Raw genomic sequence first — 13,841 nt, forward strand, 5'->3', positions numbered from 1 at the left:
ATGTAGGCATGGAAAGCAAACAGAACCCCTTTGTGACCTATATCCCCCGGAACGCGGAACCCAGGCTTCAACACTTCGCCAGCGGCTATCCAGTGGTTGTAGTCACCGGGCCTCGCCAGTCCGGCAAGTCCACTCTGGTGAGGCATGCCTTTCCCGATCACCGTTATGTATCGCTTGAGGATCTCGACCAAAGGGAATTTGCTGAAACGGATCCGCGTGGTTTTTTGAACCAGTTTACTGAAGGTGCCATCCTGGATGAGGCGCAACGCTGCCCTGCCCTGTTTTCCTATCTTCAGACACGCGTCGACGAAAGACAACAACCCGGCGAATTTATCCTGACGGGATCCCAGCAGTTTGGCCTGTTATCAGGCATCACACAGAGCCTGGCAGGCAGAGCCGCACTGATGACGCTGTTACCCATGGCCTACGGCGAATTACAACGCTCAGGAAAAATTGGCAAAAACCTCGACAAGATACTCTTCGATGGGGCGTACCCTCCCATCTTCGACCGCGGACTCGAACCGCACCCTTGGCATGGAAACTATGTACGCACTTACCTGGAACGCGATGTCCGGCAATTGATCAAGGTACAGGATCTGGGCACGTTTCAACGCTTCCTGAAATTGTGCGCGGGCCGGACCGGACAACTCCTCAATCTTTCCTCGCTGGCCAATGACTGCGGCATTACGCATAACACAGCCAAAGCCTGGATATCCGTACTGGAAGCCAGTTATATCGTGCATCTGTTGCCACCGCATCACCAGAATTTCAACAAGCGCTTGGTCAAAACGCCCAAACTCTATTTCCTGGATACTGGTCTTGCCATCTGGCTGCTCGGCATCCAAAACAGCGAGCAATTGGCTACTCATGTTCAACGGGGCGCCTTGTTCGAATCCTGGGTCATCAATGAAATGCTTAAGGCCCGTTATAACGCGGGCGAAACCTCGAACCTTTACTTCTGGCGTGATCGTTCGGGACACGAGGTAGACCTGCTGATTGACCATGGCACCCATCTGTCACCGCTGGAAATCAAATCCGGGCAAACCATCAACAAGGATTACTTCAGGGGGCTGGAGTTTTGGCAAAAGCTGGCAGGTGATACCGCTGGAAAAGCATGGCTGGTTTATGGCGGTGACACCCGGCAGATACGTTCCGATGTCACGGTATTACCGTGGCATGAAATTAACTCTGAGCAGATTGTAGATGAAAACACCGGCCATCGGTCGCAATGATCCCTGCCCCTGCGGCAGCGGAAAGAAATTCAAGCACTGCTGCCTGGGCAAGGAGGACAGCACGGCATCCCGCCATGGCGCGGCAGGCATGTCCGAAACCTTGCGCCAGGCGCTCGAAGGCCGGCAATTCAACTCGCTGGAAGAAGCGCAGACATTTCTCGACCAGATTACCCAACAGCAAAACCATCGGCAGCTGGACGAATTCCACGGTTTATCGCCCGAGCAGATGCACCGGATGCTGAATTTTCCGTTCGCATCACCGGGACTGGTCCGTTTTCCAGAGGTGCTCGACGCCAACCCGGTCGCGCCGATACTGATCCTGTTCGGGCTATTGACGGACACCATCGGCGAACAGGGCCTTAAACCGACCGCCAAGGGCAATCTGCCGCGCAACTTCTGCCGTGAGGCCGCCCTGGCCTACTGGGGTGAGCAGCGGTATCAGGAAAAAACCCGTTATGGCGGCATCAATCGGGAGGAGGATTTCGCCGATCTGCATATCACCCGTCTGGTGGCCGAACTCGCGGGGCTGATCCGTAAATACAAGGGCCGGTTCATCCTTAGTCGCGACTGCCGCCGGCTGTTGACCGAGAACGGCCTTCCGGCGGTTTATCCCAGACTGTTCAGGGTCTATGTCGAACAGTTCAACTGGGCGTACTGGGACGGCTATCCCGAATTGCGATTAATACAGAGCGCCTTCCTGTTCACGCTCTACCTGCTCATGCGCTACGGTGACATTTCGCGGCCACAGGTGTTTTATGAAGACGCCTTCCTGGGCGCCTTTCCGATGCTGTTGGATGAAGTGCCACCGAGCCAGGTAATTTCGCCCGATGAGACAGTGCGCCGCGGTTACACCTGGCGCTCGCTGGTGCACTTCGCAGACTTTCTGGGTCTAGCGACGGTGGAGCCGGCTTCCGACGAACTCCTGTGTCACGAGTACCGGGTGAAGGCCCTGCCGTTGCTGGGCCAGATCGTTCAATTTCAGCTCACCAAGTAAAGGTTCATGGCGAGAAAACGCAAACAGGATGATCCGTTGGCTGCGCTGATGAAGACCGCGACAAAAGAAAAGCTGGTGGATCTGCTCGTCCTCGTGGCATCCTCGCGCCCCGCTGTCCGGCATGAATGCCTCGATTACCTGACCAGGCACACCGCCCTGTCACACAACCAAAAGATACAGTCCGAGGGCGAAAAACTGCTGACCCTGTGGGCCGAACTCGCTCCGGATCTGGACGAACTGGACGCATACGGTGGCGGCGATTATGACGCCGACTTCCATGTTTCGAGCCTGTTGCAGGAGATCGCACAGACCCTTTCCCGGAAAAAGACCGAAGCGGCTTACCGGCAACAACTTCTCGATAAGGTCCTGCCCTATATCGAAAGTGGTAATGCCGGCATTGACGACGATCTCTACGATGTGGCCTATGCGGCCTGTTACACCGACGACGATTGGCGGGCACTGGCGGAAGCCTTCGAGACCATGGGTGGGGACTGGAAACTTGACCATGCCCGCCGCATTTATCGCCGACTCGGCAACCGGGAAAAATATCTCGAGCTGCGCCAGCGTAAACTGGCCACCGGCACCGATTATCACGACCTGGCGGATTTCCACTGGAAGGCCGGTGAAAGGCAGAAGGCCATGGAGGTCGCGGAGGAAGGGCTGCTCCGCGGAAAGGGCCGCATGGACGAACTGCGCCAGTTCGTTGCCAAGCGGGCCAAATCCGCCGGCAACCGCGAACGCTACCTGGCGCTACAATTCGATCAGACAATCGATCAGCTGACCTGTGACAAGTACAAGGCGTTTCGGAAACTGTGCACGGCCGCCGAATGGAAGCGTTACGAAGCGAAAATTCTTGCGCAGCTGGAGAACGCCTGGGACACGGAGCAACTCCGCATCCGCATGCACCGCAAAGAGCATGAGGAAGCGGTGGTCGTGCTGACCCGAAGCCGCTATCCCCTCTACGCCTGGGACAGCGCCTATGAACTGCAGACCGCCAGGCGCCTCGAAAGCAGATATCCCGAAGCGATTCTCAAATACTATTTATCAGGACTGGGCAATATCAAGAGCAACGCCCTACGCAAGGAATACACCCGCAAGGCACAGGTAATGAAGAAGGTCCACCACGTGTTGGTTGATGTACTGCACGATGCGCCGCGCTGGCGCGACTTCGCCATCAAAGTCAAACGGGACAACATCAAACGTCCGGCTTTTCAAGAAGAGTTCGCTAAAGCCGTACCGGGTTGGCAGGCGTTGAAATAACACAACGACACGCTTTTCGGAAATGGGGGTAGGCAACGATATCAACCGCACCGACCAGCATAATCACGCCACACGTGTTCGAGAAGAAAAACCTGAACGTCGACAATACCATGCCAGCATCAATTTCTCTCTCATGGTATCGATGTCTTCTGCCTTGCTACACGCAATAAATACCATGAAAAATACCATTGATGATGCAGATTATATTATCGATTGAATTGTTTTAATTATTGTAATTCAATGTCTTACAAATTCCTGCCATTCCACTCGATTGTAAACGAGCCATATTTACGATTTGATATCAATGGCTTACTTGTTGGTATAGGTGCCCCCTGTGTCAGGATAGTTGTCGCCTCTACTGAGCGAGTAAAAACCAGAGACAGGGGGTTGATGGCATTGGCAAAGGCCGGCCACATGTCCACGGCAACCGCGTCGACCTGTTCGCGCTGCGCGGTGCCCAGACCCTTCTCGATCAGGCCCTTGGCGGCCGCCTCGGTGCGCGCCTGCTCCAGATCAAACTCCAGGTCGATCAGGCTGCCGACATAACGGTGATTGGAACGAAACGGCTTCTCATCAATGCCAACATCGCGCACCGGCTGCTCGACGCGCCGGGCCAGCCCCCGCTCGACCGCGCGGGCTTTGATGGCATTGACCTGGGCCAGTTCAGACCGAGCAGCTTGCGGGCTTCCTCGACACTGCGCGCCGCCTTGAGCACGCGAATCGCTAACGCCTCGAACATCAACGTGAAGCGGCTGTTCTTGCCCGCCGGGGCGTGTTGAGCGTTTTGGCGCCATGTTCCTTGCAGCGCACGCGCGGGACCCGGCAATGAAGATAGGTGGCAAACTGCATGGTATCCCGGTGGCGCCAGGTGCGCTGCTCACGTTTCATCGTGTATCAGGCTCTCGGCACAGCACTCCGGACACGGGCCGGTGTCATCGGTATATTCGATTACGATATCCACGCGGCCTCGCTCAAGGTTCAGTGCGAAGTCGCTGATTGACCACGGAGAGTAGATGCCAAGAAGCTGGCTGTAATGATCTTCGATTTCCATCACCTTTCCCATCTCAATCCATAAAGTTGCAGGACACCCGGGTTGTACGGTCATTTCACAGAAATCTGCGAAGAACCATTTATGTGATGGGCAGCTTGATGATGAAACAGCTGCCTTTTTCCAGGCTACTGCTCAGCTCTATATCACCGCCGTGGGAATGCGCAACGGCTCTTGAATAACTTAATCCCAGGCCGAACCCATCATGAGTACGGCTCTGATCGCAACGGAAAAAACGATCAAATACCCGGGCTTGATCGCTCTCTGGAATACCAACACCTGTATCCAACACCATAATTTCGATGTTCTGCCTGTTACAGGTTAGAGCGACACTCACCTGGCCATTAGCTAATGTGTATTTTATGGCGTTATCCAGAAGATTAGCCAGCATGCGCTGTAGCTCCTGGATATTGCCGTAAATATAACAATCTTTTTGCAGGCGACAGGTCAGCTTGATGCCTTTTTGCTCAGCCACTTCTTCAAAGAGTTCACAGGCATCCTGAACCAGTTGTGAGATGTTCACTTTCTGTTTTGTTACTTGAAGAGCACCTGCTTCAGCCTCTGCAACATCCAGTATAGAGTTTATCATTTGTGATAATCGGTCACACTCCTCTATGGTATCCGATGCTGCGGACCTGAATGTCGGAGGGGTGTTTTCATTTGACAATACTGATTCTGAAATCACTCTTATGCGCGCCAATGGGCTGCGTAAATCATGGGCAATGCTATCCGTCATCTCTTTCATCTCGGATATTAAAACCCATATCCTGTCGAGCATCGCATTAAATGTATCAACCAGTTGCGTGATTTCATCTCCTTGTGCAGGAACAAGAACACGCTGCTCTAACTTGCCTTTTTCTATTTCTGAAGCAATGCGGCTCACTTCTTTAATGCCTTTGACAGCACGTCCTGCCATTACCCAACCTAAAACAGATGCAAGTGGAATGACTATTATCAACATGACAATAAATACGTTCGACAGCAACGTTATTATATTCTCTGTTTCTTCTGTTGATTCTCCGAAATAAATCAGGGTATCAGGAGCGATTAAACCATAAACAGCTTTGACCTCGTACTCCTCCCCCGGAATGCGCATGGATTGAAAAATAAGTTCCTCAGTAGAAAACACTTGCTTGATAAGCTCCTGGTTATCAGGCAAGAAGCCCCAGCTAGACAAATCAGAGCTATAAATCCGCATACCGTCTTTATCAAACAACTGAAAGAAAAGCTCCTCCTCCCCATCGGATTTCATGTCACGGTTAATCTCCCGCTTAACGCCGTCCAGCCCCTTTTTTTGGTATAACAGTTGAAACTCGCCGATATCCTCAATCAGATTCTGCTCCATGCTCTGATCCAGTGTTTTTTTGAGTAAAAAATAAGACGCACTAAAAGCCACCGTTATCAATATGATAACAATTAACGTGTACCAAAAGGTCAATCTGAATGCCAGCGTATTAGGAAAACGGATCATTTTTTCTTTTCAAATACATAACCCAGGCCGCGTATCGTGTGGATTAAAGATTCACTGAAATTCTTGTCCACCTTTTCTCTAAGCCTACTAATACGCGCCTCTACGAGATTGGTTTGTGGATCAAAATTATAATTCCAAACACGCTCCATAATCATGGTTTTTGAAACAATGTTTCCGGAATTACGCATAAGGTATTCCAGAAGCGCGAACTCTTTAGGCTGAAGATCTATTTTTTTTCCTTCACGAGTAGCCGTTCGCGATAATAAGTCAAGTGACAAATCATGAATAGTTAAGCAAGAGGAGGATTCAGCAGCAGTATTAAAACGCCGCAAATGCGCATGCATGCGCGCCAACAACTCACTAAATGAAAACGGCTTAATCAGGTAATCATCACCGCCGCTTTTCAGACCCTTTACACGATCATCGATGGACCGCCTGGCACTGAGGATAATAACCGGCGTCTCGATCTTCTTGTCGCGCATTCTTTCTATGATCGACAAGCCATCCAGGCCAGGCAGCATGATATCAACAACACCGAGGTCGTAGACGTTGTTGAGCGCTCGATCCAGTCCCTCCAGCCCATCATCAACATGGTCAACACAATAACCCGCTTCTTTTAATCCCTTAGCAATAAAGCTGGCAATAACCTGATCGTCCTCGATGAGCAAGATTCTCATTGCTGGCAATTTTCCTACGCGTATGGGTTAAAATTGGAGTTCATAGGAAAGTGTAGCACCGATGGCATCCTCAAAACTATAGTTAGTCTCCACTTCGGAACCGGTACCATCGATAAAAGCCAGCTGTCTATTAAAATTTTTCTGGATTGAAAACGACAGGTAACTTTCATGCGCCAGCTCATAAGAAAATCTTGTGCCAATGCTCTGATATTCATCTTCAAGATACCCACCTTGCATGCCGGTCACCGGGGTGTCGTTGGCTAGCCTGATTGTGCTGGTTCCGCCGTCAGCATAAAACAGGGTCGTTGAAAACGCTCTGGTAAAATGATAAGTCAGACTTGATTCTGGAAATTCACTGCTTATTTCAAATTCACCGGACCAGCCTTCCTTGCTGTGATGATTCCACATGATTTCCAGATCCATTCCAAGCTCTCCACCGTCTGCGTCCAGATATTCATAATTCATATTTACCACGAATGCCCAGCTTTCAGACGGTTTATACTCAATATCGATACCTAGCTCATATTCATTAGAGCCACTTGTTTCCTTTTCAAAAGAAGATTCAGCTTCAACAATATAAAATAGCTCCCACTGATCATTTATCTCCTGCTCATACCCAAAACCAAACTGCAGCGTATTGAAAGTGCTCCAGGGATTAGCCGTCGTGCCGGAAATAAAAGGGAGATTCTCCGGATTTGTCCAATTATATTTCCATCTCTCGTAATTAAATGAATAAACCATGTTATTTTTTTCGTACTCGGTCTCAATAATCACGCCGGCGGTTCCAACTGACGCGTTTCCGACACTCGACTTCGCATCACCAACGCCAATAAGACTGATTTCAGCCTCTATTTCAGCTGCTTCAGGTCCGCGGTGATGACCGCCGCCATCGGTAGCATCAGCAGAGGCGACTGATGGAGATACAAGGACAACAACATACGCGAGTAAAAACAACCACTTTCTATAGATCTTGTGTTTCATAATATTTTTCCTTTTCACCCTGTTTGGCCGGCTAACTTTCTAAAATAACTTTAAACGGCATAGATAATCTGAGCGTTACCGGAAAATTACCAAATGACAATCCTGTGTTCTTTTTCTCATGCGTGGTGGAGAGGGCGGTATTCCAGGGTTAAACAGCGTAACAGTCAGTGTGGCGCTGCTTTGCTTGAGGCGTGGCTTGTTAGAACAGGGTGTTGATGGCGGTGTTGCCGGCGCAAGGAGAAGGCGCTGGGCGACGATCACCGGAATCACGATATAGAGCAGTGTATAGGACGGCGTCGTGGATGCGGGCGCGGCCCAACGGGCCCGCGCCGTCGGTCTACACGTGGTCATGGATCGCTGTATCTGGCGGGATTACCGCAGTCTGTTCGGCGCTTAATCGGGGCGGGGTTTATACAACCTGCTAAGGCAGGATTTTGTCGCGGTCGATGCGAAAGGCCTTACCACTCTCGTCGAACCGGATAGTGGTAATCCAGCCACCGGTGGTCCCGGTGGGAATGTAGTACCAGATCTCGCGATAGCGCTTGAAGTTGTCCACCACCGTCACCCGGTCGGGCTCGCCCGCCCGCACCAGGATCTCGGCCTGGCTCATGCCCTCGTCCAGGAGCCGAAACTTGGAGAACGGGATCTCGCCCCCCCCCCGCGCGCCCGTGGTCAGCGCGGCCAGAATCACCACACCCAGTACAGTTTTGTTCATGGACCCTCCCTGCGGCCTCGCCGCACCCGTCTTATGGAGTTGGAGCGGCGCGGCACGGCTGGGGTTCCCGGCCGACCCTGGTACCCTTACCCCATTATGCTCCAGTTCACCAAAATGCACGGCCTTGGCAATGACTTCGTGGTCATCGACGGCGTCGATCAAAACGTACGTCTGAACCCGGAACGAGTCCGTGCCCTGGCCGACCGACGCTTCGGCATTGGCTGCGACCAGGTGTTGCTGGTGGAACCACCCACCGACCCCCAGGCCGATTTCGGTTACCGTGTGTATAGTGTATAGGAAGAATAAACGCCCTTTTCACCCAGACCCAGCAGCAGCTGACTGCTGTTGAATCGCCCGGCAACCGTGCAATGCCCCCCCCGAATCCGACTGGCATGGAGCCAAGTACACTGAAAACCCGCCCTCTTCTCGCCACAGTCGGCTCCATTCCCGCCATCCGGCATGACGAACCCCTGCCGCGGTGGGTGAGCGCAGCATGCTGATTTGAACCGTTGGTTTTCGGCTCGTCAGTCAAACAGTCCCTGCGGCAGCCCAGCCGGCGGCGCCCGGCTTTCGGGCAACGCCCAAGGCTCTCTGATTTCGGCTTTGTGCTTCAGGTGATCGAGGATCTGTTTGATCACCACGGGGGCTTCGATGCAGGCGATGACTTTCATGGCATCGCCGCAGGCACTGCACGTCTCAATGTCGATCTTGAAGACACGTTTCAGGCGTTGTGCCCAACGCATTGAGGCCCACTGCTCTGCCACGGTCTTCTCTTCCCCGCCCGAATGACGCATGTTCACTCTGCTCCGCTTTGCCGGTGTCACCAACGCTCGGGGCTTGCTGTTCGGCGCAAACACGCCATGAAATCTCGTCAGATTCACGCGCGGCTTCGGCACCAGGGCGGCCGGTCTTGCGATGATGTCGAGCGGCTCAAAGATCACATGGGTGGTGCCATACCCACAGCACTCGCTACGCTCGCAGGGCAAGCTTTCCCGGTACGGCGTCTTGAGTTGGTGACGGATATTGCCGTTCGGCGTCAGCGACAGGCGCTTTTCCGACACCGCCGGGCGGCTGATGTAGCGGCACAGCCGTTCCAGCTTCTGGCGTTCATCGGCCTTGGCCGCTACCCCCGCGTGCAGGCTGAACCCGGCCACCTTGCCCACCCCGTCTTCGAATGGCTCATCGCAGGCCGGCAGGGTTTGCAAAGTGAACACCTTGCGCCCTGCCTGGGGGCCGACGGCAACGCGGTAAGTGATCGAATGCCGGCAGTGGATTCATCGGGTCGTCGTCCACCGCATCCGAGGCCAGGTAGCTGTTCGCCGCGTCTCGTTCCAGCAGGCCCTGGCGTTCCAGAAAGCGGCCGACCCGCTGGGCGATGGTGTGAGCCAGTTGGGTGAGCTCCTGGCTGGTCGGCGCCTTGACCCAACGGAACCGGGTTGTTCCAGCGGGAGGATCAACATACACGCCATCAAGGCACAGCATATGGAAATGGATATTCAGGTTGAGCGCTGATCCGAACCGCTGGATGAGAGTGACCGCGCCGGTACGGGCCGTTGCATGGCAATGGACTGCTTTTTTGATCAGGTGCGTCGCAATCACGCGGTAGACGATGCCCAGCACCCGACCCATGATCTCGGGCCGGCTGGCGAACAGAAAACGCAGTTGGAACGGGAAATTCAACACCCACTGGCGCACAGGCTGCTCGGGCAAGACTTCATCGACCAGCAGCGCCGCACTCTCCGCCATGCGCCGCGCCCCACAACTGGGACAGAACCCTCTTCTTTTACAGCTGAAGGCGACCAGGTGTTCGGCATGACACGACTCGCAACGTACCCGCAGGAAGCCATGTTCGAGGCGGCCACATTTGAGGTAATCTTCGAATTCCCGTTGCACATAGCCCGGCAGCTCCCTGCCCAGCTCCGCCAGATGGGCCGTGAATACCGGGTAATACTCGTCAACGATCCGATAGAGAAGCGTCTGCTCGGGCCGGCGACGCCGGTAACGAGCAGCATCCTCGTCCCGGGTGGCCATCCTGGCTGCCGCGTGGAGCATGAACCGCGCACTGTAGAACCCCTTTAGGTTTGATTCAGCACTTCCTAGCTAAATCTTAGGTCGTCCTTGCGATACGGTATTGATATACAGTCTATCGCTTGGTTGCGCGGTCCTGTACCGTCAGTTGTAATACCCCCAGTGCCAGTCATTGCCAGTGAATACCAGTCACTCCCACTCAATGGTTGCCGGCGGCTTGGAAGATACGTCGTAGGTTACCCGGGACACACCGGTAATCTCGTTGATGATCCGGTTGGAGACCGTTTCAAGCAGATCGTACGGCAGATGTGCCCAGCGGGCAGTCATAAAGTCGATGGTCTCAACCGCTCTCAGGGCCACCACGTACTCGTAGCGGCGGGCATCGCCAACCACGCCTACCGACTTGACCGGCAGGAACACGGCAAACGCCTGGCTGGTCTTGTGGTAGAGATCGGCACGGTGAAGCTCTTCCAGGAAGATGGCGTCTGCCCTGCGCAGGATATCGGCGTATTCCTTTTTCACTTCACCGAGAATGCGCACGCCCAGGCCCGGACCCGGGAACGGGTGACGGTAAACCATGTCGTAAGGCAGGCCCAGCTCGAGGCCAATCCGGCGTACCTCATCCTTGAACAGTTCCCGCAGCGGCTCCACCAGCTTCATTTTCATGGTTTCCGGCAGGCCACCCACGTTATGGTGAGATTTGATGACGTGGGCCTTGCCGGTCTTGGAGGCGGCTGACTCGATGACGTCCGGATAGATGGTGCCCTGGGCCAGCCAGTTGACGTCCCGGATATTGACCGCTTCCTCGTCAAACACGTCGATGAAGGTGTTACCAATGATCTTGCGCTTCTGCTCGGGATCACTGACGCCCTTGAGCTTCGACAGGAACAGGTCTTCGGCATCAACCCGAATCACCTTTACGCCCATGTTGCTGGCGAACATGTCCATCACCTGATCTCCTTCGTGCAGACGCAGCAGACCATTGTCCACGAACACGCAGGTTAGCTGGTCACCGATCGCGCGGTGAAGCAATGCCGCTGTTACCGACGAGTCCACACCGCCGGACAAGCCAAGCAATACCTTGTCAGTGCCGACCTGTTCACGAATCTGCCGAACTGCATCGTCCACGATCTTGGCCGGTGTCCACAGCGCTTCGCAATTACAGATATTCAGGATGAAGTGCTCAAGAATCCGCTTGCCCTGCAGGGTGTGGGTAACCTCGGGGTGGAACTGAACACCGTACAGATTCCGGCTGAGATCCTGCATTGCGGAAATCGGCGCACTCTCGGTGGAGGCCAGCAGCTCAAAGCCCTCGGGCATCGCCACCACTTTGTCACCGTGGCTCATCCACACGTCCAGCAACGACTCCCCGGCCGGGGTCAGATGGTCAGTGATATCGGCCAGCAGCGGGCCCTTGGCTCGTACTTTAACCTGGGCATAGCCGAACTCACGCTTCTCGGAGCTGGCCACGCGGCCGCCAAGCTGTTCAGCCATGGTCTGCATGCCGTAACAAATACCGAGTATCGGAATACCGCGTTCAAACAGCCCTTCCGGTGCCCGGGGACCGCCCAGCTGAGTTACCGACTCCGGACCGCCCGCAAGAATAATCCCTTTGGGATTGAATTCATCAAGTTCTTCATCGGTGATATCGAACGCCTTGATCTCACAATAGACGCCGATCTCCCGCACACGGCGGGCAATCAGCTGCGTGTACTGGGAACCGAAATCGAGAATCAGGATGCGGTGGTCGTGAATGTTCTGGGCCATGGAGTCCTCGGAGCTGAATAAACAACGCGGCCCGTAGTGGGCCGCGTGTGGTAAGGCAGTTATTAACCGACGCGGTAGTTCGGCGCTTCTTTGGTAATGGTCACATCGTGTACGTGACTCTCACGCATGCCAGCGTTGGTGATGCGCACAAATTCCGGTTTGGTACGCATTTCTTCCATGGTCGCGCTGCCGGTGTAACCCATCGAAGCACGCAGGCCGCCAATCAGCTGGTGCACGATGTTGCGCATCGGGCCCTTGCAGGCAACGCGACCTTCAATACCTTCCGGAACCAGTTTCTCGATACCTTTGCTGGCGTCCTGGAAGTAACGGTCGCTGGAGCCCTGACCCATGGCGCCGATGGAACCCATACCCCGATAGGCCTTGTAACTGCGGCCCTGGAACAGCTCAACTTCACCCGGAGCTTCATCGGTACCAGCCAGCAGGCTGCCAATCATGACACTGTGGGCACCGGCAGCAATCGCCTTGGCGATGTCGCCGGAGAACCGGATACCACCATCAGCAATCAGTGGCACGCCACGATCCTTCAGGGCTGCGGCGACGTTGGACACCGCAGAAATCTGGGGAACACCAATACCCGCAACGATACGGGTGGTGCAGATGGACCCGGGACCGATGCCTACTTTGACGGCATCCGCGCCGGCGTCTGCCAGGGCCAGGGCCGCGTCCGAAGTGGCAATGTTACCGCCAATCACCTGAACATCCGGGAAATTCTTTTTGATCCAGCGAACACGCTCGATAACACCCCGGGAATGGCCGTGGGCAGTGTCCACGACGATCACATCAACGCCCGCTTCGGCCAGCGCGGTAATCCGGGCCTCAGTGTCACCGCCGGTGCTAACCGCTGCACCAGCCCGAAGACGACCCTGATCATCCTTGCACGCCAGAGGATAATCCTTGGCTTTCTGGATATCCTTCACGGTGATCAGTCCGCGCAGCTCGAAATTGTCATTGACCACCAGAACCTTCTCGATACGGTGACGATGCAGCAGCTCCTTCACTTCCTCGAGGCAGGCACCCTCCTCGACCGTAACCAGCTTGTCCTTGGGCGTCATGATGTCCCGAACCAGCGTATCCATGCGGCTTTCGAACCGGATGTCACGGCCAGTCACGATACCCACCAGATCGTGACCATCGACGACCGGCAGACCAGAGATGCTGTTGGCCATGGTGATATCGACGAGTTCACGAACCGTGGTCTCCGGCGATACGGTAATCGGATCCTTCACAACACCGCTTTCGAACTTCTTGACCTTGCGAACAGCCGCCGCCTGTTGCTCAACGGTCATGTTCTTGTGCATGATGCCGATACCGCCTTCCTGGGCCATGGCGATGGCCAACTCTGCGTCGGTAACGGTATCCATGGCGGACGACAGAAGAGGAATATTGAGGGTGATACCCTTGGTCAGCTGGGTCTGCAGGCTGACCTCGTGGGGCAGAACTTCTGAATATCCGGGAACCAGCAGAACGTCATCAAATGTGAGGGCTTCTTCGGCAATTCGCAGCATTGGGATCCGCCTTTTGATCGTGCTAAGTTGGGAGTTTCCGTGCCGTACCCGCGGCGGTACGACAAAGCAAAATCCTTAATCGATCTATTATAATGGGGCTCTCGGGGACAGTAAACCGGCCCGTTTTTAAGGTTCGATTGCA

The 13,841-nt window shown here is 54.5% G+C and carries 13 protein-coding genes and 1 pseudogene; 4 read left to right on the top strand and 10 right to left on the bottom strand.

The window, feature by feature from the left end; all coding sequences use genetic code 11:
* Positions 1–92: 92 nt before the first annotated feature.
* The 3 genes from AC5JQH_RS01200 to AC5JQH_RS01210 are packed head-to-tail and all read left to right on the top strand — an operon-like array spanning position 93 to position 3,486.
* Positions 93–1,232, top strand: coding sequence for an ATP-binding protein (locus tag AC5JQH_RS01200; protein WP_493805196.1), 1,140 nt, complete (start codon positions 93–95; stop codon positions 1,230–1,232).
* The gene (locus AC5JQH_RS01205; protein WP_493790986.1) at positions 1,204–2,226 is read left to right on the top strand and encodes a YecA family protein; all 1,023 of its coding nucleotides are present in this window, start codon (positions 1,204–1,206) and stop codon (positions 2,224–2,226) included. The genes AC5JQH_RS01200 and AC5JQH_RS01205 overlap by 29 nt, the downstream gene beginning before the upstream one ends.
* Positions 2,227–2,262: 36 nt before the next feature.
* Positions 2,263–3,486: a hypothetical protein gene (locus AC5JQH_RS01210; RefSeq protein ID WP_493790987.1), complete on the top strand. Its 1,224-nt coding sequence runs from the start codon at positions 2,263–2,265 to the stop codon at positions 3,484–3,486.
* Between the two features lie 245 nt (positions 3,487–3,731).
* Here AC5JQH_RS01210 and AC5JQH_RS01215 read toward each other — a convergent pair whose 3' ends face one another.
* From AC5JQH_RS01215 to AC5JQH_RS01245, 7 genes are all read right to left on the bottom strand, one after another.
* Complete coding sequence (locus AC5JQH_RS01215; RefSeq protein WP_493790988.1) at positions 3,732–4,280, bottom strand: transposase; 549 nt, start codon at positions 4,278–4,280, stop codon at positions 3,732–3,734.
* Positions 4,225–4,374 (bottom strand): transposase family protein, encoded by a 150-nt coding sequence (locus AC5JQH_RS01220; protein ID WP_493805197.1) that lies wholly within the window; start codon positions 4,372–4,374, stop codon positions 4,225–4,227. The genes AC5JQH_RS01215 and AC5JQH_RS01220 overlap by 56 nt, the downstream gene beginning before the upstream one ends.
* Positions 4,364–4,537: a hypothetical protein gene (locus tag AC5JQH_RS01225; protein WP_493805198.1), complete on the bottom strand. Its 174-nt coding sequence runs from the start codon at positions 4,535–4,537 to the stop codon at positions 4,364–4,366. Before AC5JQH_RS01225 ends, AC5JQH_RS01220 begins: the two co-directional genes overlap by 11 nt.
* A gap of 79 nt (positions 4,538–4,616) precedes the next feature.
* Positions 4,617–5,879 carry a HAMP domain-containing sensor histidine kinase gene (locus AC5JQH_RS01230; protein WP_493790990.1) on the bottom strand — a complete coding sequence of 421 codons (1,263 nt, stop codon included), beginning with the start codon at positions 5,877–5,879 and terminating at the stop codon, positions 4,617–4,619.
* Between the two features lie 122 nt (positions 5,880–6,001).
* Positions 6,002–6,682 carry a winged helix-turn-helix domain-containing protein gene (locus AC5JQH_RS01235; RefSeq protein WP_493790991.1) on the bottom strand — a complete coding sequence of 227 codons (681 nt, stop codon included), beginning with the start codon at positions 6,680–6,682 and terminating at the stop codon, positions 6,002–6,004.
* Positions 6,683–6,709: 27 nt separating this feature from the next.
* Complete coding sequence (locus AC5JQH_RS01240) at positions 6,710–7,663, bottom strand: hypothetical protein (RefSeq protein WP_493790992.1); 954 nt, start codon at positions 7,661–7,663, stop codon at positions 6,710–6,712.
* 421 nt (positions 7,664–8,084) lie between these two features.
* The gene (locus tag AC5JQH_RS01245) at positions 8,085–8,378 is read right to left on the bottom strand and encodes a hypothetical protein (protein WP_493790993.1); all 294 of its coding nucleotides are present in this window, start codon (positions 8,376–8,378) and stop codon (positions 8,085–8,087) included.
* Positions 8,379–8,474: 96 nt separating this feature from the next.
* On the opposite strand from AC5JQH_RS01245, the gene AC5JQH_RS01250 reads away from it, so the two are divergent.
* Positions 8,475–8,675 carry a hypothetical protein gene (locus AC5JQH_RS01250; protein WP_491713859.1) on the top strand — a complete coding sequence of 67 codons (201 nt, stop codon included), beginning with the start codon at positions 8,475–8,477 and terminating at the stop codon, positions 8,673–8,675.
* Between the two features lie 227 nt (positions 8,676–8,902).
* On the opposite strand, the pseudogene AC5JQH_RS01255 reads toward AC5JQH_RS01250, so the two are convergent.
* From AC5JQH_RS01255 to guaB, 3 genes and pseudogenes are all read right to left on the bottom strand, one after another.
* A pseudogene (locus AC5JQH_RS01255) lies at positions 8,903–10,430 on the bottom strand (transposase).
* Positions 10,431–10,595: 165 nt separating this feature from the next.
* Positions 10,596–12,173 carry a glutamine-hydrolyzing GMP synthase gene (gene guaA, locus AC5JQH_RS01260; protein ID WP_491713860.1) on the bottom strand — a complete coding sequence of 526 codons (1,578 nt, stop codon included), beginning with the start codon at positions 12,171–12,173 and terminating at the stop codon, positions 10,596–10,598.
* Between the two features lie 62 nt (positions 12,174–12,235).
* Complete coding sequence (guaB, locus tag AC5JQH_RS01265; protein ID WP_493790994.1) at positions 12,236–13,699, bottom strand: IMP dehydrogenase; 1,464 nt, start codon at positions 13,697–13,699, stop codon at positions 12,236–12,238.
* Positions 13,700–13,841: the final 142 nt, after the last annotated feature.

This window comes from Marinobacter sp. H13, from assembly GCF_059072335.1.